The organism is Erwinia piriflorinigrans CFBP 5888 (genome assembly GCF_001050515.1).
GTDB classification, from domain to species: Bacteria; Pseudomonadota; Gammaproteobacteria; order Enterobacterales; family Enterobacteriaceae; genus Erwinia; species Erwinia piriflorinigrans.
The window spans coordinates 160,883-187,760 of record NZ_CAHS01000017.1 but is presented as its reverse complement, the minus strand read 5'-3'; the positions used below and the strand labels follow the sequence as shown (position 1 = coordinate 187,760).

The 26,878-nt window shown below is 56.9% G+C and carries 23 protein-coding genes; 13 read left to right on the top strand and 10 right to left on the bottom strand.

Annotated elements, in window-relative coordinates; all coding sequences use genetic code 11:
* Positions 1-7 precede the first annotated feature (7 nt).
* Positions 8-2,371, bottom strand: coding sequence for a DNA polymerase II (gene polB / locus EPIR_RS13915; protein ID WP_023656087.1), 2,364 nt, complete (start codon positions 2,369-2,371; stop codon positions 8-10).
* Positions 2,372-2,543: 172 nt separating this feature from the next.
* On the opposite strand from polB, the gene EPIR_RS13910 reads away from it, so the two are divergent.
* Complete coding sequence (locus EPIR_RS13910) at positions 2,544-3,305, top strand: DedA family protein (RefSeq protein ID WP_023656086.1); 762 nt, start codon at positions 2,544-2,546, stop codon at positions 3,303-3,305.
* Here the strand turns inward: EPIR_RS13910 and thiQ are convergent.
* From thiQ to sgrR, 4 genes are all read right to left on the bottom strand, one after another.
* Positions 3,270-3,998: a thiamine ABC transporter ATP-binding protein ThiQ gene (gene thiQ / locus EPIR_RS13905; RefSeq protein ID WP_023656085.1), complete on the bottom strand. Its 729-nt coding sequence runs from the start codon at positions 3,996-3,998 to the stop codon at positions 3,270-3,272. The genes EPIR_RS13910 and thiQ overlap by 36 nt on opposite strands.
* Positions 3,982-5,592: a thiamine/thiamine pyrophosphate ABC transporter permease ThiP gene (thiP, locus tag EPIR_RS13900; RefSeq protein WP_023656084.1), complete on the bottom strand. Its 1,611-nt coding sequence runs from the start codon at positions 5,590-5,592 to the stop codon at positions 3,982-3,984. Before thiP ends, thiQ begins: the two co-directional genes overlap by 17 nt.
* Positions 5,568-6,554, bottom strand: a complete 987-nt coding sequence (gene thiB / locus EPIR_RS13895; RefSeq protein WP_048697660.1) for a thiamine ABC transporter substrate binding subunit — start codon at positions 6,552-6,554, stop codon at positions 5,568-5,570. Before thiB ends, thiP begins: the two co-directional genes overlap by 25 nt.
* A 230-nt stretch (positions 6,555-6,784) precedes the next feature.
* Positions 6,785-8,479: an HTH-type transcriptional regulator SgrR gene (sgrR, locus tag EPIR_RS13885; RefSeq protein ID WP_023656081.1), complete on the bottom strand. Its 1,695-nt coding sequence runs from the start codon at positions 8,477-8,479 to the stop codon at positions 6,785-6,787.
* A gap of 16 nt (positions 8,480-8,495) precedes the next feature.
* Between sgrR and EPIR_RS18350 the strand changes: the two genes are divergently transcribed.
* On the top strand, positions 8,496-8,708 hold the full coding sequence (locus EPIR_RS18350) for a hypothetical protein (protein ID WP_072066042.1): 213 nt from the start codon (positions 8,496-8,498) through the stop codon (positions 8,706-8,708).
* Positions 8,709-8,734: 26 nt separating this feature from the next.
* Positions 8,735-9,931, top strand: coding sequence for a sugar efflux transporter (locus EPIR_RS13875; RefSeq protein WP_023656079.1), 1,197 nt, complete (start codon positions 8,735-8,737; stop codon positions 9,929-9,931).
* A 47-nt stretch (positions 9,932-9,978) separates the two neighbouring features.
* Here the strand turns inward: EPIR_RS13875 and leuD are convergent, their stop codons facing one another.
* The 5 genes from leuD to leuL form a co-directional block, all read right to left on the bottom strand.
* Positions 9,979-10,584 carry a 3-isopropylmalate dehydratase small subunit gene (leuD, locus tag EPIR_RS13870; RefSeq protein WP_023656078.1) on the bottom strand — a complete coding sequence of 202 codons (606 nt, stop codon included), beginning with the start codon at positions 10,582-10,584 and terminating at the stop codon, positions 9,979-9,981.
* A gap of 9 nt (positions 10,585-10,593) precedes the next feature.
* Positions 10,594-11,991 carry a 3-isopropylmalate dehydratase large subunit gene (leuC, locus tag EPIR_RS13865; RefSeq protein WP_023656077.1) on the bottom strand — a complete coding sequence of 466 codons (1,398 nt, stop codon included), beginning with the start codon at positions 11,989-11,991 and terminating at the stop codon, positions 10,594-10,596.
* A 4-nt stretch (positions 11,992-11,995) separates the two neighbouring features.
* Positions 11,996-13,084, bottom strand: a complete 1,089-nt coding sequence (gene leuB, locus EPIR_RS13860) for a 3-isopropylmalate dehydrogenase (protein ID WP_023656076.1) — start codon at positions 13,082-13,084, stop codon at positions 11,996-11,998.
* Between the two features lies 1 nt (position 13,085).
* Positions 13,086-14,654, bottom strand: coding sequence for a 2-isopropylmalate synthase (gene leuA, locus EPIR_RS13855; protein WP_048697654.1), 1,569 nt, complete (start codon positions 14,652-14,654; stop codon positions 13,086-13,088).
* A 93-nt stretch (positions 14,655-14,747) separates the two neighbouring features.
* Complete coding sequence (gene leuL / locus EPIR_RS19300; protein WP_104945125.1) at positions 14,748-14,831, bottom strand: leu operon leader peptide; 84 nt, start codon at positions 14,829-14,831, stop codon at positions 14,748-14,750.
* 714 nt (positions 14,832-15,545) lie between these two features.
* On the opposite strand from leuL, the gene ilvI reads away from it, so the two are divergent.
* The 10 genes from ilvI (at position 15,546) to mraY (ending at position 26,878) form a co-directional block, all read left to right on the top strand.
* Positions 15,546-17,270 carry an acetolactate synthase 3 large subunit gene (gene ilvI / locus EPIR_RS13850; RefSeq protein WP_048697651.1) on the top strand — a complete coding sequence of 575 codons (1,725 nt, stop codon included), beginning with the start codon at positions 15,546-15,548 and terminating at the stop codon, positions 17,268-17,270.
* Positions 17,271-17,272: 2 nt separating this feature from the next.
* The gene (ilvN, locus tag EPIR_RS13845) at positions 17,273-17,764 is read left to right on the top strand and encodes an acetolactate synthase small subunit (RefSeq protein WP_023656072.1); all 492 of its coding nucleotides are present in this window, start codon (positions 17,273-17,275) and stop codon (positions 17,762-17,764) included.
* A gap of 162 nt (positions 17,765-17,926) precedes the next feature.
* Positions 17,927-18,937, top strand: a complete 1,011-nt coding sequence (gene cra / locus EPIR_RS13840) for a catabolite repressor/activator (RefSeq protein ID WP_023656071.1) — start codon at positions 17,927-17,929, stop codon at positions 18,935-18,937.
* A 528-nt stretch (positions 18,938-19,465) separates the two neighbouring features.
* A complete protein-coding gene (mraZ, locus tag EPIR_RS13835) occupies positions 19,466-19,924 on the top strand; it encodes a division/cell wall cluster transcriptional repressor MraZ (protein WP_023656070.1) in 459 nt (152 codons plus the stop codon).
* Between the two features lie 2 nt (positions 19,925-19,926).
* Complete coding sequence (gene rsmH, locus EPIR_RS13830) at positions 19,927-20,868, top strand: 16S rRNA (cytosine(1402)-N(4))-methyltransferase RsmH (RefSeq protein WP_023656069.1); 942 nt, start codon at positions 19,927-19,929, stop codon at positions 20,866-20,868.
* Positions 20,865-21,185: a cell division protein FtsL gene (ftsL, locus tag EPIR_RS13825; RefSeq protein ID WP_023656068.1), complete on the top strand. Its 321-nt coding sequence runs from the start codon at positions 20,865-20,867 to the stop codon at positions 21,183-21,185. Before rsmH ends, ftsL begins: the two co-directional genes overlap by 4 nt.
* 15 nt (positions 21,186-21,200) lie before the next feature.
* A complete protein-coding gene (locus EPIR_RS13820; RefSeq protein ID WP_023656067.1) occupies positions 21,201-22,973 on the top strand; it encodes a peptidoglycan glycosyltransferase FtsI in 1,773 nt (590 codons plus the stop codon).
* Entirely contained in the window at positions 22,960-24,447 is a 1,488-nt protein-coding gene (murE, locus tag EPIR_RS13815; protein WP_023656066.1) for a UDP-N-acetylmuramoyl-L-alanyl-D-glutamate--2,6-diaminopimelate ligase, read from the top strand. Before EPIR_RS13820 ends, murE begins: the two co-directional genes overlap by 14 nt.
* Positions 24,444-25,802 carry a UDP-N-acetylmuramoyl-tripeptide--D-alanyl-D-alanine ligase gene (gene murF / locus EPIR_RS13810; RefSeq protein ID WP_023656065.1) on the top strand — a complete coding sequence of 453 codons (1,359 nt, stop codon included), beginning with the start codon at positions 24,444-24,446 and terminating at the stop codon, positions 25,800-25,802. The genes murE and murF overlap by 4 nt, the downstream gene beginning before the upstream one ends.
* Entirely contained in the window at positions 25,796-26,878 is a 1,083-nt protein-coding gene (gene mraY / locus EPIR_RS13805; protein WP_023656064.1) for a phospho-N-acetylmuramoyl-pentapeptide-transferase, read from the top strand. The genes murF and mraY overlap by 7 nt, the downstream gene beginning before the upstream one ends.

Here is a 26,878-nt window from a genome sequence, read left to right as displayed (position 1 = left end):
TCACCTGTCAAAACAAGCCTAACTGCCCGGTCACCAGGGTAGCGAAGTCATCCTGCATAAACGGCAAAATGCCGTCAGCCACCGGCTGTAGCTGGCGCGTCAGGTAATGATCGTAGTCCAGCGGGGTGATACGCGCCTCCAACGGTTCCGGGCCAGAGGTGGCAATAACGTAGCGTATATGGCCGCCTTTTTGATATTGCAGCGGCCGGCCCAGCTTCTGGTTCTGCTCATCGGCAATACGCGCGGCGCGCACATGGGGGGGCACATTGCGCTGATAGTCATCCAATGGGCGACGCAGGCGCTTACGGTAGATCAACTGCTGATCCAGCTCGCCGTCCAGCAGCTGACGGACGGTTTCACGGATATAATCCCGGTAAGGCTGCCCGGTGAAAATTTTCAGGTACAGCTCCTGCTGGAATTTTTGCGCCAGCGGCGTCCAGTCGGTACGCACCGTTTCCAGCCCTTTAAACACCATGTGATTTTCGTCGCCGCGACGAATTAATCCGGCATAGCGTTTCTTACTGCCCTGTTCGGCCCCGCGAATGGTCGGCATCAGGAAGCGGCTAAAGTGCGTTTCGTACTCCAGCTCCAGCGCACTCTGCAAGCCATACTCGCTTTGCACATGCTGCTGCCACCACTGATTGACTTTCACCACCAGCTGGCGACCAATCTGTTCTGCTGCCGCTTCATCATGGGCCGATTTCAGCCAGACAAAGGTCGAGTCGGTATCGCCATAGATCACGTCGTAGCCTTCTGCCTCAATCAGTTCACGCGTTTGTCGCATGATGTCATGGCCGCGAAGCGTGATGGACGAAGCCAGACGCGGATCGAAAAAACGGCAGGCGCTGGTTCCCAGCACGCCGTAAAAGGCATTCATAATGATTTTCAATGCCTGCGACAGCGGTTTATTGCCCTGTTTTTTGGCGGCTTCACGGCCCTGCCAGATTTGACTGACGATCTCTGGCAGACAGTGGGTGGTTCGTGAGAAGCGTGCGCCGAGATAGCCGCTGACGGAATCGGCCTCTTGCGGGTGCGCCATTCCCTCCACCAGACCAACCGGATCGATAAGAAAGGTGCGGATAATCGACGGATACAGGCTTTTATAATCCAGCACCAGCACCGAGTCATACAGGCCGGGGCGTGAATCCATCACGTAACCACCGGGGCTGGCCTGGGGGGCGACGTCGCCAAGGTTGGGCGCAACAAACCCGGCGCGGTGCATACGCGGCAGATAGAGATGACCAAAGGCCGCCACCGAACCGCCGTGACGATCCACCGCCAGCCCGTTAACCGAGGCGCGCTCCAGCAGGAACGGCATCAGCTCGGTATGCTGGAAAATGCGCGTCACCAGCTCACAGTCTTTCAGGTTGTAATGGGCCAACGCCGGTTTATCTTCGGCAAAACGTTGGTCGATCTCCTCCATACGCTGCCACGGATTACCGATCGCTTTGCCTTCACCCAGCAGCTGGCGGGATACCGCTTCAAGACTGAAAGAGTCAAAATTCCAGAAGGCGGATTTAAGCGCCTCAATGCCGTCGATAATCAGGCGGCCGCTGGCCTGGGCGAAGAACACGCCGGGCTTAAAGCCATGTTCACGCCACTCCAGCGTGGCGTGATGGCCGCGCCCCAGCCGTAGCGGGATACCGTAGCGTTCAGCATGTTTTTGCAGTACGCGCAGGTCAAACTGCACCAGGTTCCAGCCAATCAGCACGTCGGGATCATGACGGGCAAACCAGGCGTTCAGCTTTTCCAGCAGCTGCGGGCGGCTGGCGACGTATTCCAGATTAAAGTCGAGCTGGCTGGCATCGCCATTCTCCGGGCCGAGCATATAGACGTCACGCTGCCCACAGCCCTCAAGGCCGATGCAGTACAGCTCGCCGTGGCGGGTGGTTTCAATGTCCAGCGAGACCCATTTCAGCGGGGGACGATAGTCGGGATGCGGCTTGAGGCGGGCATTGATCAGACGATCCCCGTCTGGCTGGCCGCTAAACCACACGGCGGCGGTGATAAAGCGCTCCATCAGGAAACGCTCCGGCGGGCGCACGTCGGCCTCGTACAGCGTGATGCCGTTTTCGCGCAGCCGTTTTTCCAGATGCTGGAGCTGACGCTGCTGTTTGCAGTACAGGCCAACCACCGGGCGCTGATGGAAATCTTTTAGCGCCAGTGGGGCAAATCGCCAGTGGCGTTCACTCGCCAGCAGCCTGCTGGCCTTTTCCTGCTGACAGGCCGGGATAAACGCCACGGACTCCTGCGGCGGTAATACCACCTGCTGCGGGCCACTGTCGGTTGCCAGCCACAGCACTACTTCACTGCCTGCGGGTGTATCTCGCCAGTGGCGGGTTAACAAGAATCCTGCGCGCGCGTCGCTCACTCGGCCTCCTCGGACGGTTAATCTCTTATAATAGCATGTTTATTTATACAGTGCTTATGGGCCAGTTATCTTGCTGACGCCGCCGCCGCCATCCTGTCGGACAAAATCAGCGCTTGACGCTTTCCGACGTCCTCTGGACAATCCGGGGTTCTGCTAATCAGTTTGGAACAATATGGAAGCCTGGCTGCAACATTTAATTACCCAATCGCTTGCATGGTCGCTGTTTGCTATCGGACTGGTGACTTTCCTGGAGTCACTGGCGCTGGTCGGGCTGCTGCTGCCGGGGACGGTGCTGATGGCATCGTTTGGTGCGCTGATCGGCAGTGGGCAGATTGGTCTGTATCCTGCCTGGGTGGTGGGAACCATCGGCTGTTTGCTGGGGGACTGGATCTCTTATCTGATTGGCTGGCAGTTTAAAGGGCCGCTACACCGCTGGTCGTTTATCCAAAAGCATCACAAGCTGATGGATAAGACCGAGCATGCCCTGCATCAGCACAGCATGTTCACCATTATCGTGGGGCGTTTTGTTGGCCCGACGCGGCCGCTGATCCCGCTGGTGGCGGGGATGCTGGAACTGCCGGTACGCAAGTTTATTCCGCCCAATATTATCGGCTGTCTGCTGTGGCCGCCGCTCTACCTGTTGCCCGGCATTCTCGCCGGGGTGGCGATTGACGTGCCGAAGGATGCCAGCAGCGGCATGTTTAAATGGCTGTTACTCGCGGTGGCGGTGCTGGTGTGGCTCGGCTGCTGGCTGGGCTGGCGCTGGCTGCGTGCCGGTAAGCAGGATGACTGGGCGACGCCTTACCTGCCCGCAGCGCGGCTGCGCTGGCTGGCACCGCTGATGCTGCTGTTGGCCGTGGCAAGTTTTACTGCCATCCAGTTCCATCCGATGATGCCGCTATTCCGCCACCTGCTGTGGCAAGTGTTCTTTTAACGCGATCCCCAGCACCGCCGCTTCCGGCACCGCACCGCACTGCAACCGTGCGGTGCTGCCATCCCAGTAAACCCGACCGTCGACAATCAGCAGGCTGCGCGGGGCGATACGCGCCGCATCCTCAATGCTGTGCGACACCATCAGCAGGGTCATATCACGTTCGGCACAGACCTCGTCCACCAGCTTCAGCATCTCCTGGCGTAGCGCCGGGTCGAGGGCGGAAAAGGGTTCATCCAGCAGCAGGATCGGCTGTTGACGCACCAGGCAGCGGGCGAGGGCGGCACGCTGGCGCTGGCCGCCGGAAAGCTGGTGCGGCAGGCGCGAGAGGTGATCCGTCAGCCCGACGCGCTGCGCGATGTCCTGTAACTGATTCTTCTGCTGATGGTTAAGCTTCAGTCCCGGATGCAGTCCGAGGCCGATATTTTGCGCCACCGTCAGATGGGGGAACAGGTTGTTTTCCTGGAACAGCATAGAAACCGGGCGCTGCGCCGGGGGAGTGGTGCGATGATCGCCGCCATTAAGCCGCAGATCGCCGCTCTTCGCCGCAAGAAATCCGGCAATCAGGCTGAGCAGCGTGCTTTTTCCCGCGCCGCTCGGGCCGAGGATCGCCAGCCGTTCACCGGCCTGGGCGCTGAAGGTAAAGCGCATCGGCAGGTGATGATATAAATAGGTGAGATTAGTCAGGCTTAACATGGCGTCCCGGCAGTTTTTCAATCAGGGTAAAGAGCAGCAGGCAGAGCAGTAACAGCAGCAGAGCGGTGACCGCACCGTCGCTGCTGCGATAAGAGCCAATCTGCTGATAGAGGTAGAACGGCAGCGTGCGGAAGTCCTGGTTACCAAACAGTGCCACGGCACCAAAATCCCCCATCGACAGCACGCAGGCAAAGGCCAGCGCCTGGGCCAGCGGACGCTGCAACGCGCGCAGCTCAATCAGCCGCAGGCGGTTCCAGCCGCGAATATCCAGCGACTGACAGAGGCGGTTGTAACGTTCGGCGATATCGCGCAGCGGGTTCTCCAGCACCTTCATTGCATAGGGGATGGCCATCAGCGCATTGGTAAAGGCGACGATGCCATCCGCTGATTCGGGCAGTCCGACCGTCTGATTCAGCAGCAGGAAAAAGCCGGTCGCCAGCACGATGCCCGGCATGGCAAGGATCAGCATGCCGCTCAGCTCCAGCGTCTGCCCCCAGCGCGGACGCTGATTCAGCCGCAGCTCGCGGCTGCTCCACAGCAACATCATCGTCAGCAGTACGCACAGGACGCCCGCCGCAAGGGCAATGCGCAACGATGTCAGCATCGCCAGCCATAGCGCGGGCTGCTGTAATACGCCGCTCAGGCTCTGGTTAAGACCATCGGCAACCACCGCCAGCAGCGGCGGCAGGATCAGCAGCAGCGCGGCGGCGATGATCATCGCATCCAGCCCGCGTGCCATCCCGCTGTCCTGGGGGTTGCGCCAGTCGCCGAGGCTGTTGCTGCCCGCCGGGATGGCTTTGCTCAGGCGCTGGCTCAGCATCACCAGCGCCAGGCAGCACAGCATCTGTAACAGCGCCAGCAGGGCAGCGCGCCCCGGATCGTAGTCAAAGCTCAGCGCCTGGAAAATCGCCAGCTCGATGGTGGTGGCCTGCGGCCCGCCGCCGAGTGACAGCACGGTGGCAAAGCTGGCAAAGCACAGCATAAAAATCAGGGCGGCAGCGGGCAGGATCTGCCGCCGCAGCCACGGCCATTCCACAATATAAAAATGCGACCAGCCGCGTAATCCTAGCTGCGCGGCAAGCTGGCGCTGTTCTGCGGGGATCTGCTGTAGCGCCTGTAACAGCAGGCGGGCGGCCAGCGGCAGGTTGAAAAAGACGTGAGCCAGCAGAATGCCCTGTAGGCCATAGGGGGTAAAGGCGTAGTTGATACCGAGCAGGGCGCAGAGCTGGGCCAGCCAGCCGGTGCGTCCATAGACGCTCAGAATACCAAACACCGCCACCAGCACCGGCAGCACCAGGGTCATGGCACACAGGCGCAGCAGAAGGCTGCGCCCCGGGAAGCGCCGACGATACAGGGCGCGTGCCAGCGGGATGGCCGGCAGCACCGACAGTGAGGCTGACAGCAGCGCCTGCCACAAGGAGAAGCGCAGTACGTGCCACAGGTAGCTGTCCTGCCAGATGCCGCGCCAGTCGGTGGCCGGCGCGTTTTGCCACAGGGCAAAAAACGCCAGCACGGCAACGCTGGTCAGCAGCAGGGCGGCGAGGACGCCGGGCAGCAGCCCGCCGGGGATCAGCGACTGACGGCGCGTTGCCATTCACCGATCCACTGGCTGCGTTGGCTGGCAACTTCCGCAGGACTGTATTGCAATGTGGTCTGCGGCACGGTCAGGGTGGCAAAACCGTCAGGCAGAGGGGTTTTGATCGCCGGGTACATCCAGTTGCCGGTCGCCATATGCTGCTGGAACGGTTGGGTCAGGATGAACTGCATAAACTGCTGCGCCAGCTGCGGCCGTTTGCTGGCCTTCAGCCGTCCGGCGACCTCAACCTGTAAGTAATGCCCTTCGCTAAAATCAGCCGCCGCATAGCGATCTTTCTTCTCTTCAATCAGATGATAAGCCGGAGAGCTGCTGTAGCTCAGTACCATATCGCTTTCACCTTTCAGGAACAGGCCGTAGGCTTCGCTCCACCCTTTGGTGACGGTGACGGTTTTTTTGCTCAGCTGCTGCCAGGCCTGCGGGCTGTTAGCGCCGAACACCTTCTGCATCCACAGCAGCAGTCCCAATCCCGGCGTGCTGGTACGCGGATCTTCGTAGATGACTTTGAGCGGACGATCGCTTTCCACCAGTTCCTTCAGGCTTTTCGGCGGGTTGGGCAGTTTGGTTTTGTCATAGACAAAGGCGAACCAGCCGTAGTCATAGGGAACAAAGGTGCTGTTGTGCCAGCCGCCGGGTACGGTGCTGGCGGCCGTATCGACGTTCGACGCGGCAAACAGCCCGGTTTTTTCAGCGGCGTCGAGCAGGTTATTGTCCAGCCCGAGAACCACATCGGCCTTGCTGTTTTTGCCCTCCATGCGCAGGCGGTTAAGCAGCGAAACGCCGTCTTCCAGCGCCACGAATTTCAGTTCGCAGTTGCAGTGGGCTTCAAACGCTTTTTTGACCGCCGGGCCGGGGCCCCAGTCAGCGGCGAAGGAGTCATAGGTATAGACAGTTAACGTATCTTGGGCCGCGAGGCCAGGCAGGGAGAACAGCGCCAGCAGAGGTAACCATTTTTTTAACACTTTGCGTTCCTTAAAATGGGAAATGCGCAAAGGATCTGAGTGAGTTGACACTCTCAAATCCCTACGCCGGTATTATCCGGATCAGGTTCGACGGGTTTTTCTCAGCGGAAAACGTGCTGTTTACTGTCCTTTACCGCCTGAATGGCTGCTCACGGCGTTTTAACGTGCTGCTTGCAGGCCAGGCGATCCGGCATCAACATCAGGGTTTTCCGCACCCCGTTGAGAACGGCTTATTCTAGAGGTTTCGCTGTTGTGACGAAAGCCTCTTCGTCAGGTGGGGCAAGCCAGGCCGATTTAAAATCGAACCAGCCTAGGGTATTCATGCGCACGCCGCGCATACTGCGCTGGCCGTGTAGCAGTAACCAGTGGTGGAACAGCGGGTGCAGATAATGATTGTCGATCAGCTGTTTGCTCCAGTCTGCCAGCGGCAGCGTCTGCTCACGCCATCGTTGGGCCGTCTCCTGCCAGTCAATGGGCACACAGTGGTGGATCAGCGGCATTTCATACAGCAGGGAGAACAGGGAAAACTCCAGCGGCAGCGTGAAATTGGCGCTACCCAGCCAGAGATCGCTCTGCGCATCGCCACGATGCCAGCTTTCATAGTCGATTTCCTGGGTTATCAGCTCGACACCGTGTGCGGCGAGGATCGGGCCAAGCGCGTTAGCGATGCCCTGGTGTTCAATATGGTCGCTGTACCAGGTGATGGTCAGTGAGGTTAAACCGCTGGGTTTTTCCGCCGTCGCCATATGGCGGCCGTGATGCCAGCGCGGCAGCAGTCCGTAAGCCGGGAACCAGTAACGTTGATAGGCAATACCGCTGTGATTCAGCAGGGCGATAGGGTTAAAAATAGTGCTGATCCAGCGCCGTAGCTGTTCGTTGCGCCCATGCTCTGAACGCTGATCGAACAGCAGAAAATAGCAGCCCTCTTCAAGACGACTCTCTTCTGATTTTTCATCGCGACTTTCGCTTTGCAGCTTGACGCCGGAATAGACCAGTTCATCGCTGATCTCCGGCAGTACCCAGATATTGACCTCGTCGATCAGCGCCCGATAACCGAAATAATCATCAAAGGCGGTAATACGCAGCTGACTGTGCTGGTTACGCTCCACCGCGTAGGCTCCGGTACCTAGCGGCTGACGGGAGAAGTTGCGTAGTGAAGGCCACTCCTTTGGCAGGACCATCGCGCTGACGCTGGCCAGCAGCCACGGCAGCCAGCCGTCAGGGTGAGTCAGATGAATATCCAGCGTCCACGGCCCAGAGCATTCGATGCGTGAGAAGTGGCTGAACAGCGGCTGGGTCGTTAGCCGTTGCAGCGTGCTGGTGACATCATCCATCTCCAGCCCGCGCCCGTGGTGAAAGTGGATGGCCGGACGAATAAAGAAGCGCCAGTGCAGCGGGCCGATCTGCTGCCAGTGATGGGCAATATCCGGCTCGATTTCCCCGTTTTCCTCATTTATCCGCGCAAGGCCGCTGAAAATCTGCCGCGCCAGATGGGTTTCCGAGCGCCGAAGCGGCGTGCCGGGCAGCAAATTGAGCAGCGGGCGATAATAGAGTACGCGCAGAATATGCTTGCCCTGACGAAAGCTGCGGCCAAGCTGCGAGAGCAGCATCTGGCGCACGCGCCCTTTGTCCCCGACCAGCTGCACCAGCTGGTCAATGCGGTCTTGATCCAGCAGCTCCTGCGCGCGCTGTTGTTGCAGGGCCAGCCCGGTGCAGTGAAAGGTCAGAGCGGAACGTTTACCGCGCCCGGCCTCTGCCTGCCACTCCAGCCAGCCCTGCTGCTGCATGGCATTGAGCAGATTACGCATATGGCGACGTGAACAGCTGAGCTGCACCGCCAAATCGCTGAGCGTGGTTTCCTGCGACTGACCCTCGCAGCACTGCCAGAGCCGGATAAACTGCTGCTGCAAACGCTTCGACGGCATAAAAGGGGAACTCCGTATGAAAAGCTGTCTGTTTTTCTTACCCTATATTACGGCGATAATGGCAACAGATGGAAGAGCGGGAGGCATTCATCATCTGAATGGCGTTCTGACATCATACCCAAAAGCTTTCGCTTTACCGGGTATTTCTGAGTATGGTGCTTTTCACCAGCCAGCGGGCATACAGGTCGCTGGCTTTTTTCGTTATTTTTCTTATAAGCTTTGGGTTTAACACCTAAGTCCGTTGAGGCAACCGTCATGAAAGCGCTTTTCAGTCGTCGTATCCATCCTGTCTATCTGGCGTTTATGGCGGTTTCTTTTATGGTCGGTATCGCTGGCGCATTGCAGTCACCCACCCTGAGCCTGTTTCTTAGCCGCGAGGTTGGCGTACAGCCTTTCTGGATTGGGCTGTTTTACACGCTGAATGCGGTCGCGGGGATTATCGTCAGCCTGCTGCTGGCCAAGCGCTCGGATAACCAGGGCGACCGGCGCATGCTGATCCTGTTCTGCTGCATAATGGCGATTGCCAATGCCGTGCTGTTTGCCTTTAACCGCCATTATCTGACGCTGGTCATTGCCGGCGTGCTGTTATCGTCGATTGCCAGCGTGGCGATGCCGCAGATTTTCGCGCTGGCGCGTGAATATGCCGACAGCTCGGCGCGTGAAGCGGTGATGTTCAGTTCGGTGATGCGTGCGCAGCTGTCGCTGGCATGGGTTATCGGCCCGCCGCTGTCGTTTGCCATTGCGCTTAACTACGGTTTTACCGCCATGTTCCTGGTGGCTGCCCTGCTGTTTTTCGTCTGCGTGGGGCTGATCTGGTTCACGCTGCCCTCGGTGCCGCGTGCGGAGAACAGCGCTGCGGTGCCTCTCACTGATATTAGCGGCTGGAAGAACCGCGATGTGCGCATGCTGTTTATCGCATCGGTATTTATGTGGACCTGCAATACTATGTATGTGATTGATATGCCGCTGTACATCAGCAGTGTCCTCGGGCTGCCCGATAAGCTGGCTGGTCTGCTGATGGGAACCGCCGCCGGGCTGGAAATCCCGGTGATGCTGCTGGCAGGTCGTTACGTAAAACGCTTTGGAAAACGCCCGATGATGCTGCTGGCCGTCGGCTGCGGCGCACTGTTTTATCTCGGATTGGTGCTTTTTCATGGCCGCACGGCATTGATGTTGCTTCAACTGCTTAATGCGGTGTTTATCGGCATTATTGCCGGAATTGGTATGATCTGGTTCCAGGATCTGATGCCGGGCCGCCCTGGTTCAGCGACCACGCTGTTTACCAACAGTATTTCCACCGGGGTGATTCTGGCCGGGGTGCTACAGGGCGTGATGGCACAGACCTTCGGCCACCACGCCGTGTACTGGCTGGCATTGCTGCTGGCGCTGGTTTCGTTCGCCTTATCCTGGCAGGTCAGAGAGACGCGGAAGATGACATCGCCGCCGCTGTGATAGCGAAAACCTGGTGCGTGCGGTCATCTGCCCGCACCGGCAGGGGATCAGCGCAAAAATGACGGCTGCTGCCGCTCCCAGGCGCAGATGTCGGCATCATGCTGTAGGGTCAGGCCAATCGCATCCAGGCCATTGAGCAGGCAGTGACGGCGGAAAGGATCGATGGCGAACGGGTAAATATTATCCCCCACGCGCACCTGCTGATTTTCCAGATCGACGGTGAAACTCATCCCCGGTTGGGCTGCAACCTGCTGAAACAGCTCATCGACCTGCTGCTCGTTCAACGTCACCAGCAACAGCTGATTATTGAACGAGTTATTGGCAAAGATATCCGCAAAACCCGATCCGACAATGGCCTGAATGCCGTAATCGGTCAGCGCCCAGGGGGCATGTTCCCGCGATGAACCACAGCCAAAGTTTTCGCGCGTCAGCATGATACTGGCACCGCTGAACTCGGGTTTATTCAGCACGAAATCCGGGTTGGCAATCTGCCCTTCGGCATCCAGGTAACGCCAGTCGTAGAACAGGTTGCGGCCAAAACCGGTGCGCGTCACCATCTGCAAAAACTGCTTCGGAATAATCGCGTCGGTATCGACGTTGACGGCATCCAGCGGCAGCACGATGCCGCTATGTTGAGTGAATTTTTTTGCCATAATGACTCCTTACGCCAGCTCGCGGATATCGGCAAAGTGACCGGCTATCGCCGCCGCTGCCGCCATCGCCGGACTGACCAGATGGGTGCGCCCACCGCGTCCCTGACGGCCTTCAAAGTTACGGTTACTGGTCGATGCACAGCGCTCGCCCGGTTGCAGGCGGTCATTATTCATTGCCAGACACATCGAACAGCCCGGCAGACGCCATTCAAACCCGGCATCAATAAAGATGCGATCCAGCCCTTCCGCTTCCGCCTGTGTTTTCACCGGGCCGGAGCCTGGCACCACGTAACCCTGTACGCCCTGGGCAATTTTATGCCCTTTAACGATGGCCGCCGCCGCACGCAGATCTTCAATGCGCGAGTTGGTGCAGGAGCCGATAAACACCTTATCAATGGTGACATCGGTCAGGCGAATGCCGGGTTTGAGATCCATATAGGCCAGCGCTTTTTCCGCCGAGGCGCGCTCTGCCGGGTCGCTGAAGGAGGCCGGGTCAGGGATCGGATCGTTGACGGCGATCACCTGGCCGGGGTTGGTGCCCCAAGTCACCTGCGGCGCAATGTCGGCCGCATCGATAGTCACCACCTTGTCAAAATGTGCGCCAGCATCGGTGCGCAGGGTGCGCCAGTATTCGACCGCCTGCTGCCATTCGGCCTCTTTCGGGGCATAGCGGCGGCCTTTCACGTAGCTGAACGTGGTGTCGTCCGGCGCGATTAACCCCGCCTTAGCGCCCAGCTCGATCGCCATATTACACAGCGTCATGCGGCCTTCCATACTTAGCGCTGCCACCGCCGCCCCACAGAACTCGACCACGTGACCGTTACCGCCACCGCTGCCGGTTTTGCCGATAATCGCCAGCGCGATATCTTTCGCGGTGATCCCCGCCGCCGTCTGGCCCCGCACCTCAATTTTCATGGTTTTGGCGCGCGACTGCTTCAGCGTCTGGGTAGCCAGAACGTGTTCCACTTCTGAGGTGCCGATACCAAACGCCAGCGCGCCGAGCGCGCCATGAGTTGAGGTGTGCGAATCACCGCAGACGATGGTCATGCCGGGCAGCGACAGCCCCTGCTCCGGGCCCATCACATGCACAATTCCCTGGAACTGATGACTGAGGTCAAACAGCTGTACGCCGAAGGCCTCACAGTTTTTCATCAGCGTCGACATCTGGATACGCGCCATTTCGCCGCTGGCGTTAATATCACGCGACTGGGTAGAGACGTTGTGATCCATGGTGGCAAAGGTTTTCGACGGTTGGCGCACCGGACGACCGTGGGCGCGCAGGCCGTCAAAGGCCTGGGCTGACGTCACCTCATGCACCAGGTGACGGTCGATATAGATCAGCGGCGTTTCGCCGTTGGCTTCGTGCACGACATGCGCATCAAACAGCTTCTCGTACAATGTTTTCATCGTATTATGCTTCGCGAATAAATCGGGCAATCACGCTGCCCATTTCATCGGTGCCGATGGCCTTGCCGTTACCGGCCAGGTCACCGGTACGATAGCCCTCTTCCAGCGCCCGGTTAATGGCCTGCTCAATGGCGTCGGCGGCATCGGCCGCGTTCAGGCTGTAGCGCAGCAGCAGCGCCAGTGACAGAATTTGCGCCACCGGGTTGGCGATGTTTTTACCGGCGATATCCGGCGCGGAGCCGCCTGCCGGTTCGAACAGGCCAAAGCCCTGCTCGTTGAGGCTGGCTGAAGGCAGCATCCCCATTGAGCCGGTGATCATGGCGCATTCGTCCGACAGGATATCGCCGAACAGGTTAGAACACAGCATGACATCGAACTGTGACGGCGCTTTGATCAGCTGCATGGTGGCGTTGTCGATATACATATGGTTCAGCTCAACGTCCGGGTAGTCCCGCGCCACTTCACCGACGATTTCGCGCCACAGAATGGAGGATTGCAGCACGTTGGCTTTGTCAATCGAGGTCACTTTATGACGGCGTTTGCGCGCCGATTCAAAGGCGATACGCGCAATGCGCTCGATTTCAAAACGGTGATAAACCTCGGTATCAAAGGCGCGTTCATGCATGCCGCTGCCTTCACGGCCTTTCGGCTGGCCGAAGTAGATGCCGCCGGTCAGCTCGCGCACCACCAGAATATCAAAGCCACGGTCGGCGATATCACGGCGCAGCGGGCAAAAGTCTTCCAGCCCCTGGTACAGGCTGGCGGGGCGCAGGTTGCTGAACAGCTTAAAATGTTTACGCAGCGGCAGCAGCGCGCCGCGCTCCGGCTGTTCTGCCGGGGGCAGGTGTTCCCATTTTGGCCCACCGACCGAGCCAAACAGGATGGCATCAGCCTGCTCACAGCCTTTCACCGTGCTGTCCGGCAGCGGTACGCCGTGGCGATCGATAGCAATACCGCCGACGTCGTATTCGCTGGTGGTGATCCGCAGATCGAAACGCTGGCGCACGGCGTCCAGCACCTTGCTGGCCTGGGCCATCACTTCCGGGCCGATGCCGTCACCGGGTAACACTGCAATGTGGTAAGTACTGGACATGTTATGCGTTTTCCTTCTGATCTTTTACCTGGGACTTGCGCTGCAATTCCTGCTCAACCTGACGTGCGCGCCAGATGGTGTTCAGCGCGTTGACCATCGCTTTTGCGGAGGATTCGACGATATCGGTCGTCAGACCGACGCCGTGGAATTTGCGTCCGTTGTACTGCACCACAATATCGACCTGGCCCAGCGCGTCTTTGCCGTGACCTTTGGCGGTCAGTTGATAACTGATCAGTTCGGCATCGAATTCAGTCATACGGTTAATCGCCTGATAAACCGCATCAACCGGGCCGTTTCCGGTAGCGGCTTCGGTTTTCTGTTCATCGCCGCAGCGCAGCTGCACGGTGGCGGTGGCAATCACGCTGGAGCCTGACTGCACGTTGAAGGTATCCAGCCTGAAGTATTCCGGCTCTTCCGACTGCTGATTAATAAAGGCCAGCGCCTCCAGGTCATAATCAAACACCTGACCTTTTTTATCGGCCAGCGCCTTGAACGCATCGTACAGCCTGTCCATGTTGTATTCGGTTTCGCCGTAGCCCATCTCTTCCATACGGTGTTTCACGGCGGCACGACCGGAGCGCGAAGTCAGATTCAACTGCACCTGTTTCAGGCCGATCGATTCCGGCGTCAGAATTTCGTAGTTTTCACGGTTTTTCAGCACACCATCCTGATGAATACCGGAGGAGTGAGCAAAGGCGTTAGAGCCGATAATCGCTTTATGCGCCGGGATCGGCATACTGCAAACTTTGCTGACGGTCTGACAGGTGCGGTAAATTTCCTGGTGATTGATGCGGGTGTGCACGTTCATCAGCTGACCACGGGTTTTAATCGCCATAATGGTCTCTTCCAGCGCGCAGTTTCCGGCTCGTTCACCCAGTCCGTTCATCGCGCCTTCTATCTGACGCGCACCGGCATTCACTGCGGCCAAGGCGTTACCGACGGCCATGCCCAGGTCATCATGGGTATGCACCGACAGAATCGCTTTATCGATATTGGGCACGCGTGCGCGCAGAGCGCTGAAAATATTGGCGTATTCGTAAGGTAAGGTATAACCCACGGTATCCGGGATATTGATGGTGGTGGCACCGGCATCAATCGCGGCTTCCACCACGCGGCACAGGTCGTCAATCGGGGTACGACCGCCATCTTCGCAGGAGAACTCCACGTCATCGGTATAATTACGTGCGCGCCTGATCATCTTCACGGCGCGTTCAATCACTTCCGGCAGGGTGCTGCGCAGTTTGGTGGCGATATGCATTGGCGAGGTCGCCAGGAAGGTGTGAATGCGATAAGCATCCGCCACGCGCAGCGCTTCATAAGCGGCGTCGATATCTTTTTCCACACAGCGCGCCAGCCCGCAAACCCGGCTGTTCTTAATCTGACGGGCAATGGTTTGTACTGATTCAAAATCGCCGGGGGAAGAGACAGGGAAGCCGACCTCCATGACATCGACCCCCATACGCTCCAGCGCCAGGGCAATCTGCAACTTTTCTTTCACACTCAGGCTGGCCTGCAATGCCTGCTCACCATCGCGCAGAGTGGTATCGAAAATAATGACTTGTTGGCTCATTGGGTGGTTCCTTGTCGTCTGTATCTCGCCAGTTTCCGCGAGCATAAAAAAACCCGCGCATCGGCGCGGGTTTCTTAGTTTTGCAAGTCTGAATCAGTGATTGATTCCGCCCACAAGCCTACCGCGCATTGAGAATGCGTTGAGTAGTAGGCCGAGTAGGCGGTTGAAACGAATCATGGGTTCAGACCTTATTAATTCAAAGTGACAATATTGATACCTGATAAAGGTTGGGGCTGTCAACTTAAATGCCCGCACAATGAATGTGCTGTGGGTGAATGTGCAAGAAATTTATTCTGGTGACAGGACGGGCAGCAGAATAATAGCCAAAATGCAGAGCGGAAAGTGAATGTTGAAAACAGGTTTCATGCTATTTTTTGTTGATTTTTTATTTTCATCTTGTTGTTTTTTAAGTTATTTACATATCATGGCGTGAAGATTCCCGGCAGGGGAGGTTGCCTCTCTCCAGGATAAAAATTTTATTTTTTGTTTGAAAGTTAGCAGATAAAACCAAAAATAGTGGATGTCCAGAATGGCTGACCGTTCTTTTGCCGTGGCATAGTTTTAATAACAAAACGATCGCGCTGGAAAATGCGTAAAAAGCAGTACATTTCGCTTTTATAGTGCTTTATTTTCAGTGTTATTACCGCTGACAGGGGGATGAGGCAGAGCCTTACCTGGCATTTTTGCCTCCCCTCTCCGGGGTTGTCGTTTGCCTGCCAACTTTTCTACGGTTATGGTATTTGCCATAACCTCAATAATGGGGCTTAGCCCTGTACCCCGATGTTGGAAATTGAGTTCCGATATCTAAGCATAAAACAGGTTTTGACCTTGTCTGGCAAAGCTGTGCTCTCAGCGACAGATAAATCAGCACCTTAAAGCCTGGAGGCAAATATGGAGATGTTATCAGGAGCCGAGATGGTGGTCCGATCGTTAATCGATCAGGGCGTAAAACATATATTCGGCTACCCCGGTGGAGCGGTCCTTGATATTTATGACGCTCTGCAAACCGTTGGCGGCGTGGATCATATCCTCGTGCGCCACGAGCAGGGCGCGGTGCATATGGCCGATGGCTATGCCCGTGCTACCGGCGATGTTGGCGTAGTGCTGGTCACCTCTGGCCCCGGCGCGACCAATGCGATTACCGGTATCGCTACGGCGTATATGGATTCGATTCCTATGGTGGTGCTGTCCGGCCAGGTCCCGTCCTCCCTGATTGGCTACGATGCCTTCCAGGAGTGCGATATGGTGGGGATCTCTCGCCCGGTGGTGAAACACAGTTTTATGGTTAAGCGGGTGGAAGATATTCCGACCGTGATGAAAAAGGCGTTCTGGCTTGCCGCCAGCGGTCGTCCGGGGCCGGTCGTGGTCGATCTGCCAAAAGATATGATGAATCCGGCGAATAAGCTGCCGTACGTCTGGCCTGATGCGGTCAGTATGCGCTCTTACAACCCGACGACGCAGGGACATAAAGGCCAAATCAAGCGTGCGTTGCAGACTTTACTGGCAGCGAAGAATCCGGTGATTTATGCCGGAGGCGGGGTAATAAATGCCACCTGCCATGATGAGTTGCGCCAGCTGGCCGAAGCGCTGAATGTGCCGGTTACCACATCGCTGATGGGGCTGGGGGCCTTTCCCGGTACTCACCGTCAGTGCTTAGGTATGCTGGGTATGCACGGTACCTATGAAGCCAACATGACCATGCATCATTCCGACGTTATCTTTGCCGTTGGCGTACGTTTTGACGACCGTACCACCAACAATCTGGCAAAGTATTGTCCGAATGCCACCGTGCTGCATATCGACATTGACCCGACGTCTATTTCAAAAACCATTGCTGCCGATGTGCCGATCGTTGGCGATGCTAAACAGGTTCTGCAACAGATGTTGGAACTGCTGGCGCAGAATCAGGCCCTGCAAGATTTTGATGCGCTGCGCGACTGGTGGCAGAGCATCGAGCAGTGGCGTTCCCGTCACTGCCTGGAGTTCGACCGCACCAGTGACAAGATCAAACCGCAGGCGGTTATTGAAACCATTTGCCGCCTGACGAAAGGCGATGCTTACGTGACTTCCGATGTGGGACAACATCAGATGTTCGCCGCGCTCTACTATCAGTTTGATAAACCGCGCCGCTGGATCAACTCTGGTGGCCTCGGCACGATGGGCTTTGGTCTGCCGGCGGCCCTCGGGGTAAAACTGGCTCTGCCTGAGGAAACGGTGGTGTGCGTGACGGGTGACGGCAGTATCCAGATGAATATTCAGGAGCTGTCAACCGCGCTGCAATACGGTATTCCGGTGCTGGTGCTGAACCTCAATAACCGGGTGTTGGGTATGGTGAAGCAGTGGCAGGACATGATTTACTCCGGTCGCCACTCGCAATCCTATATGGAATCGCTGCCCGATTTTGTACGCCTGGCAGAAGCTTACGGCCATGTGGGCATCTCTGTGACGCGTCCCGATGAGCTGGAAGCGAAACTGGAACAGGCACTGGAACAGTTAGCGAATAATCGCCTGGTGTTTGTCGACATTAACGTCGATGGCAGTGAGCACGTCTACCCGATGCATATTCGCGGTGGCGGTATGGATGAAATGTGGCTGAGCAAAACGGAGAGGACTTAATTATGCGTCGTGTATTATCGGTTCTGCTGGAAAACGAATCCGGCGCATTATCCCGTGTGGTGGGGCTGTTTTCCCAGCGTGGCTACAACATTGAAAGCCTGACGGTGGCACCGACGGACGATCCTACGCTGTCACGCATGACGATTCAGACCGTAGGTGATGAGAAAGTGATCGAGCAGATCGAAAAGCAGCTGCATAAGCTGGTCGATGTGCTGCGCGTGAGCGAACTCGGACAGGGAGCCTTTGTCGAGCGCGAAATCATGCTGGTGAAGATTCAGGCCACGGGTTATGGCCGGGAAGAGGTGAAACGCAGCGCCGATATCTTCCGTGGGCAGATCGTGGATGTCACGCCATCGCTTTACACGGTTCAGCTTGCAGGCACCAGTGATAAGCTGGACGCTTTCCTCGGCACGGTTCGTGACGTGGCGGAAATTGTTGAAGTCGCACGATCTGGCATCGTTGGTGTGGCTCGCGGCGATCGCATTATGCGCTGATTGCCTGGGTTGATTGTCATGAATGTAAGCTAACCCGGCGTAATGCCGGGTTTTTTTATTTTTGTTATAAACCGTGGGTTGCTGATGAAAAGCAGTTGCTCGCCACACTTTTCTGCGGTTATATGTGACAAATTCTAATCCATATATAAGTATGGGGTTATTGTGAAACTGGATGAAATTGCGCGCCTCGCAGGGGTTTCGCGTACCACCGCCAGCTATGTCATTAATGGCAAGGCCAGGCAGTATCGCGTTAGCGATAAAACCGTCGAGAAAGTGATGGCGGTAGTGCGCGAACATAATTACCACCCCAATGCGGTGGCGGCAGGATTGCGCGCGGGACGCACGCGTTCGATTGGACTGGTTATTCCCGATCTCGAGAATACCAGCTATACGCGGATTGCTAACTATCTTGAGCGCCAGGCGCGTCAGCGTGGCTATCAATTACTTATCGCCTGTTCTGAAGATCAGCCTGATAATGAAATGCGCTGTGTGGAACACCTGCTGCAACGTCAGGTCGATGCGATTATCGTTTCCACGTCATTACCGCCAGAACATCCTTTCTATCAGCGCTGGATTAACGATCCGCTGCCGATTATCGCGCTGGACCGCGCGCTGGATCGCGAACATTTTACCAGCGTCGTCGGCGCCGATCAGGAAGACGCGGAGGCACTGGCTGCGGAACTGCGCAAGCTGCCGGCGAAATCCGTATTATTTATGGGGGCCTTGCCGGAGCTGTCGGTCAGTTTTCTGCGTGAGCTGGGTTTCCGCGATGGGTGGAAAGGTGATGAACGCCAGCCGGACTTTATCTATGCCAACAGCTTTGAGCGCAGTGCGGCAGCGACCCTCTTCGAAAGCTATCTCGACACGCATGAGATGCCGGAGGCGCTGTTTACCACTTCTTTCGGGTTGCTACAGGGGGTGATGGATGTCACATTGCGCCGCGAAGGGCGCTTACCGCAGGATCTGGCGATTGCGACCTTTGGCGATCATGAACTGCTGGATTTCCTTGAGTGTCCGGTATTGTCGGTTGGGCAGAAGCATCGCGATGTCGCAGAGCGCGTACTGGAGTTGGTTTTGGCCAGCCTCGATGAACCGCGTAAACCTAAAGCGGGCCTGACACGTATTCGCCGTAATCTTTATCGGCGCGGTCGTTTAAATCGCAAAACAGACTGATTCTTTGGCAGCGAAAGCTGCCTGTTACTTTTCTTTTTTACCTTTATTTCCCGGTGTTAACGGCGACAGACGATGATGCCGTTCATTTAATCGGCCCGCCTGTATAAATTAATGTAAATAAGAACCCTCCGCATCACCCAATTATAAAACATCACGCTTATTAATATCCTGTCAGGCCAGCACCCAGCGCACCCGCGCGGGGCTGGTGTGCCGCGCAAAAAAGAGGGACTTGCTTAAAATACAATTTATGTTACAAAGCGGGCTACCTATGTTTTACGGGGAAAAAAGCGATATATTTTTGAGCAATTTTCCGGAGTGAGAAAAATTCCTGCCTGTATTCATCAGCTTATTTTTGCCATTGCGCTTGTTGCATGCTGTTGTTTAACTGGCGCGCATTTTATTGTGCGCAGAAATATTGCGAATCGACCGACACTGCGGCTTGACAATGTTTTCCTCTGCTCCGTACACTCTTTATAGTGGGAAAATGTGGAATAAAGTGGTGAAATTGGGTAGAGGAGTGAGGCTGGCATGTTCCGCGGGGCAACGTTAGTCAATCTCGACAGCAAAAGCCGGCTTGCCGTGCCAACGCGTTATCGCGAAATGCTGAACGAGGGATCTCAGGGGCAAATGGTGTGTACCATTGACCTCCACCAACCTTGCCTGCTGCTTTACCCCCTCCCTGAATGGGAAATCATTGAACAAAAACTGTCTCGCCTTTCCAGCATGAACCCTGTGGAGCGCCGTGTACAACGCCTGCTGCTGGGGCATGCCAGTGAGTGCCAGATGGATAATGCGGGCCGTATCCTGCTGGCGAATACGCTTCGTCAGCATGCGCGCCTGAGCAAACAAGTGATGCTGGTTGGGCAGTTCAACAAATTTGAACTGTGGGATGAACAGACTTGGTATCAACAAGTCAGGGAAGATATAGACGAAGAGCAGTCTTCAAAGCAGCCTTTGTCTGAGCGGTTACAGGATTTGTCGTTATAACTATGCACGATACCTTTAAACATACCACGGTGCTGTTAGATGAGGCGGTCAACGGCCTCAATATTAAGTCTGACGGCATCTATATTGATGGCACCTTTGGTCGCGGGGGACACTCGCGCCTGATCCTTTCTCAGCTGGGTGAGCAAGGCCGCCTGTACGCGATTGACCGCGATCCGCAGGCCATTGCCGCCGCCGCTGAAATTAGCGATCCGCGTTTCACTATTATTCATGGCCCGTTTTCCGCGCTGGCAGAGTATGCCGAAGAACGCGGACTGACGGGCAAAATTGACGGTATCCTGTTGGATCTTGGCGTCTCTTCTCCGCAGTTGGATGATGCCGAGCGCGGTTTCTCCTTTATGCGTGACGGGCCGCTGGATATGCGTATGGATCCCACACGCGGTCAGTCAGCGGCGGAATGGCTGCTGAAAGCGGAAGAGAGCGATATCGCTTTTGTGCTGAAGACCTTTGGTGAAGAGCGTTTTGCCAAGCGGATCGCGCGTGCCATCGTCGAGCGTAATCGTGAACAGCCGATGACTCGCACAAAAGAGTTGGCGGATGTGATTTACGCAGCAACGCCGGTCAAAGACAAATTTAAACACCCGGCAACACGCAGTTTCCAGGCGATCCGTATCTGGGTTAATAGCGAGCTGGAAGAGATTGAACAGGCGCTGAAAGGGGCGCTAAGTGCGCTAACCGCCGGTGGTCGCCTGTCGATCATCAGTTTTCATTCGCTGGAAGATCGTATCGTGAAGCGCTTTATGCGCGAACAAAGTCGCGGGCCGCAGATACCTCACGGTCTGCCGATGACGGAAGCGCAGCTCAGTCGCCTGGGCGGGCGTCAACTCAAGGCGCTGGGGAAAATGATGCCGGGAGAGAGCGAAGTAGCGGATAACCCGCGCGCGCGCAGTTCAGTGCTGCGCATCGCAGAGCGTACCGCCTCGTGATAGGCAACGAGCGTCATAGCCTGCCGGGGGTTATCGGAGGCGATCTGATACGCCACGGTAAGCTCCCGGTGTTGCTTTTTATCGCGGTGTTGATTTCTGCCCTGATGGTGGTGACCACTGCGCATAAAACGCGGTTGCTGACCGCCCAGCGCGAACAGCTGGTGCTGGAACGTGACGCGCTAGACATTGAATGGCGCAATCTGATCCTTGAAGAGAATGCCCTGGGCGATCATAGCCGGGTTGAACGTATCGCAACGGAGAAAATACAAATGCAGCATGTTGATCCTTCGCAGGAAAATATTGTGGTTCACAATTAGGGACAAACGGACTTCATGAAAGCCGCAAAAAAATCGCAGAAGCATAAAGCGAAACGCACGGAAGATCAGGCCAGCTTTGTCAGCTGGCGTTTTGCATTGCTGTGCGGCTGTATTTTTCTCGGGCTGGTAGGGCTACTGCTGCGCGTAGCCTATTTACAGGTGATCAATCCCGATCGGCTGGTGCGTGAAGGGGATATGCGTTCACTACGTGTGCAGGCGATCCCAACGTCACGCGGTATGATCAGCGATCGGGCCGGTCGCCCGCTGGCTGTTAGCGTCCCGGTGAATGCCATCTGGGCCGACCCGAAAGAGCTACACGACAAGGGAGGCATCACCCTCGACAGCCGCTGGAAAGCCCTGTCAGATGCGCTGTCGATTCCGCTCGATCAGCTGGCAGCGCGGGTGAATACCAATCCTAATGGTCGGTTTGTCTATCTGGCTCGTCAGGTCAATCCGGCAATCGGTGACTACATCAGGAAGCTGAAGCTGCCCGGTATCTTCCTGCGCGAGGAGTCACGGCGCTATTATCCGGCTGGAGAGGTGACCTCCCACCTGATTGGCTTTACCAATATTGACGGGCAGGGCATTGAAGGCGTTGAGAAAAGTTTCGATAAATGGCTGACCGGACAGCCAGGCGAACGTACGGTACGTAAGGACCGTTTCGGTCGGGTGATTGAGGATATCTCCTCGGTCGACAGCCGGGCGGCACACAACCTGGCTTTAAGCATTGATGAACGTCTACAGGCGCAGGTGTACCGCGAACTTAATAACGCGGTGGCTTTTAACAAAGCGGAATCAGGTACGGCGGTTCTGCTGGACATTAATACTGGCGAAGTGTTGGCGATGGCCAACAGCCCGGCCTATAACCCGAATAATCTGACCGGAGTCACCAAAGACGTGATGCGCAACCGGGCTATCACCGACATGTTTGAACCGGGTTCAACGGTGAAGCCAATGGTGGTGATGACCGCACTCCAGCGTGGCGTAGTCCATGAAAGTAGCGTGCTGAATACCGTTCCTTTCCGAATTAATGGCCATGAAATCAGAGACGTGGCGCGCTATAACGAACTGACTCTGACCGGAGTGCTGCAAAAATCGTCGAACGTCGGCGTTTCCCGACTGGCGTTAGCGATGCCTTCCAGCGCGTTAGTGGACACCTACTCACGCTTTGGCTTAGGTAAAGCAACCAATTTGGGACTGGTTGGCGAGAGCAGTGGCCTGTATCCGCAGAAACAACGGTGGGCCGACATCGAGAGGGCGACCTTCTCTTTTGGCTACGGGCTGATGGTCACGCCGTTACAGCTGGCGCGAGTTTATGCAACGCTGGGCAGCTATGGCATTTATCGTCCGCTATCGATAACGAAAGTTGATCCACCGGTCGCGGGGCAGCGCGTTTTCCCTGAACCGCTGGTACGCACGGTGCTGCACATGATGGAAAGCGTTGCCCTGCCGGGCGGCGGCGGCGTCAAAGCGGCGATTAAGGGATACCGTATTGCTATTAAAACCGGTACGGCCAAAAAGGTCGGGCCAGACGGTAAATTCATCAACCGCTACATTGCTTATACCGCCGGGGTCGCCCCTGCCAGCAAACCGCGTTTTGCGCTGGTGGTAGTGATAAACGATCCCCAGTCGGGCAAATATTACGGCGGTGCGGTTTCCGCGCCGGTGTTTGGCGCAATTATGGGTGGCGTACTGCGCACCATGAATATTGAGCCAGATGCGTTGCCCACCATTGATAAGAACGAGACGGTAACTAACAAGAGTGAGGGACTCAGTGACAGATCGTAACCTGCGTGACTTATTGGCTCCGTGGGTGCCTGGTGCACCGGAGCGCGCGCTGCGCGAAATGACGCTGGATAGCCGTGTGGCGGCGTCGGGCGATCTGTTTGTGGCGATCAGGGGCCATGAGGCCGACGGGCGGCGTTTTATTCCCCAGGCGATTGCCCAGGGCGTGGCGGCGGTCATTGCCGAGGCGGAAGGCGAAGCCGAAGACGGGCAGATCGTCGAGACGCACGGCGTCCCGGTCATTTATCTTGCGCAGCTTTCTCAACGTCTGTCGGCACTGGCCGGTCGTTTCTACCAGCAGCCGGGCGAAAAGCTGAAGCTGATTGGTGTCACCGGCACCAATGGCAAAACAACCACTACCCAGCTGCTGGCGCAGTGGGCGCAGCTGCTGGGTGAAACCGGCGCGGTGATGGGAACGGTCGGTAACGGTCTTTACGGGCAGCTCGCCCCGGCGGAAAACACCACCGGGTCGGCGGTGGATATTCAGCACTTGCTGGCATCGCTGGTGGACAAAGGCGCAAGCCTGGCCGCGATGGAGATCTCTTCGCACGGCCTGGTGCAGCACCGCGTGGCGGCTCTGCCCTTTGCCGCTGCTGCTTTTACCAACCTCAGCCGCGATCATCTCGACTATCACGGCGATATGGCGCGCTATGAGGCCGCCAAGTGGTTGCTGTTTGCTGAACATCAGGTCGGACAGGCGATCATTAATGCCGATGATGAAGTCGGACGCCGCTGGCTGGAAAAACTGCCGGATGCGGTGGCCGTCACGATGGAAAATAATCTCCAGCCGGGCTGTCATGGCCGCTGGCTGAAAGCGACAAAGGTGGATTACCACGACGGCGGGGCCAGGGTGCATTTTTCCTCCAGCTGGGGAGAGGGCAGCATTGACAGCCGCCTGATGGGCGCATTTAACGTCAGCAATCTGCTGGTGGCGTTGGCAACACTGCTCTCCCTGGACTATTCGCTGGACGCACTAACGGCTACCGCCAGCCAGCTGCAACCCGTTACCGGGCGCATGGAGGTATTCAGCGCACCGGGCAAACCGACGGTGGTGGTGGACTATGCCCATACTCCCGATGCGCTGGAAAAAGCGCTGGCGGCGGCACGTCTGCACTGCAAGGGGCGGCTGTGGTGTCTGTTTGGCTGCGGCGGTGACCGCGACAAAGGCAAGCGCCCGCTAATGGGAGCGATTGCCGAACAGTTTGCTGATGTGGTGGTGATCACCGACGACAATCCGCGCAGTGAAGATCCGGCGGCGATTGTGGGCGATATCTTGAGCGGCCTGCTTGATGCCGGACGCGCCAGGGTTGTCATGGGCCGTGCGCAAGCGGTCACTAACACCGTGATGCAGGCACAGCAAGGCGATATTGTGCTGGTTGCCGGTAAAGGCCACGAGGATTACCAGATTATCGGCCATCAACGTTTTGACTACTCTGACCGGGATACGGTCGCCCGTCTGCTGGGGGTGCTGGCATGATCTCTGTGACTTTACAGCACATTGCACAGCTCACCGGCGGTACGCTGCACGGCAGCGACGGTGCCATTGGGGAAGTGACGACCGACACGCGTAAAGCGACGGCGGGCAGCCTGTTTATCGCCCTTAAAGGCGAACGTTTTGATGCCCATGATTTTGTCGTTGATGCCATAACGGCCGGTTGTTCAGGCCTGTTGGTGAGTAAGCGCTTACCAGTAGATGTATCCCAAGTGGTGGTTGCCGATACGCGCATTGCGCTGGGGCAACTGGCGGCATGGGTGCGTCAGCAGTCTGATGCCCGCATCGTGGCGCTGACCGGATCTTCGGGGAAAACCTCGGTAAAAGAGATGACGGCGGCTATTTTGCGCGAGTGCGGCGAGACGCTGTATACCGCAGGCAACCTCAACAACGATATTGGCGTGCCGCTGACGCTGCTGCGCCTTAATCCGCAGCATCAATATGCGGTGATTGAACTGGGAGCCAACCACCAGGGCGAAATTGCTTACACCACCGATCTGGTGCGCCCGGAAACGGCGCTGGTCAATAACCTCGCGGCGGCGCATCTGGAGGGTTTTGGCTCACTGGCTGGCGTGGCGAAAGCGAAAGGCGAAATTTTTAGCGGTCTGCCGCTCAATGGTACGGCCATTATTAACGGCGAAAGCAACGACTGGCCGCACTGGCAGCAGGCGCTGCACGGTAAAACCGTCTGGCGCTTTTCCCCAGAGCAATCTGACAGCGATTTTTACGCCAGCGACGTGACGATAAGCGCCCAGGGTACGCAGTTTACCCTGCATTCACCGCAGGGAGACGTGGATGTCACCCTGCCACTGCCGGGTCGCCACAATATCGCCAATGCGCTGGCCGCCAGCGCATTGGCGCTTTCGGTTGGTGCGCCGCTTAGCGCGGTGCGCAAGGGGTTAAGTACCCTGAAAGCGGTGCCGGGGCGTCTGTTCCCGCTGGCGCTTAGCGCCGACAAGCTACTGCTGGACGACAGTTATAACGCCAACGTCGGTTCGATGACCGCTGCTGCGCAGGTACTGGCGGAGATGCCCGGCTACCGCGTGATGATCGTCGGCGACATGGCTGAAATGGGGGCAGAAGCCGTCGAGTGCCACCGCCAGGTGGGCAAGGCGATTCGCCATGCCGCCATTGATAAAGTGTTGAGCACCGGCTCACTCAGCCACGAAATTTCTGATGCCAGCGGCGTCGGCGAGCACTTTGCTGATAAAGCGGCGCTCGGCGCGCGGGCACTTGCACTACTGGCGCAACATCAACATATCACCTTATTAGTTAAAGGTTCACGCAGTGCCTCGATGGAACAGGTAGTGCAAATTTTACAGGAGAAAGGCGCATGTTAGTCTGGCTGGCCGAACATCTGGTCACTTTTTATTCCGGCTTTAACGTCTTTTCGTATCTGACGTTCCGCGCCATTGTCAGCCTGCTGACCGCACTGTTTATTTCCCTGTGGATGGGGCCGCGTATGATTGCCCGTCTTCAGGAAATGTCATTTGGTCAGGTCGTGCGTAATGACGGCCCCGAGTCGCACTTCAGCAAGCGCGGGACGCCGACGATGGGCGGGATTATGATCCTGACCTCAATCACCGTTTCGGTTCTGCTGTGGGCTTACCCCTCCAACCCCTACGTCTGGTGCGTGCTGTTTGTGCTGGTCGGTTACGGCATCGTTGGCTTTGTGGATGACTATCGCAAAGTGGTGCGCAAAGACACCAAAGGGTTGATTGCGCGCTGGAAGTACTTCTGGCAATCGGCGATTGCGCTGGTTGTCGCCTTCGTGATGTATATGGTGGGCAAAGACACGCCGGCTACCGAGCTGGTGGTGCCGTTCTTTAAAGATGTGATGCCGCAGCTGGGACTGCTGTATCTGCTGCTGGCCTACTTTGTCATTGTTGGCACCAGCAATGCGGTGAATCTGACCGATGGCCTTGATGGCCTGGCCATTATGCCAACGGTGTTTGTCGCCGCAGGGTTTGCCCTGGTGGCCTGGGCGACCGGTAACGTGAAGTTTGCTGAATATCTGCATATTCCCTATCTGCGTCATGCCGGAGAGTTGGTGATTGTCTGCACCGCCATTGTCGGTGCCGGTCTGGGCTTCCTGTGGTTCAACACCTATCCAGCCCAGGTCTTTATGGGTGACGTTGGCTCACTGGCACTGGGCGGCGCGCTAGGCACTATCGCCGTGCTGCTGCGTCAGGAATTTCTGCTGGTGATTATGGGCGGGGTGTTTGTGGTAGAGACACTGTCGGTGATCCTACAGGTTGGCTCCTTCAAATTACGCGGGCAGCGCATTTTCCGCATGGCCCCTATCCACCATCATTATGAATTGAAGGGCTGGCCGGAGCCGCGCGTCATTGTCCGCTTCTGGATTATTTCACTGATGCTGGTGCTGATTGGCCTGGCAACGCTGAAGGTACGTTAA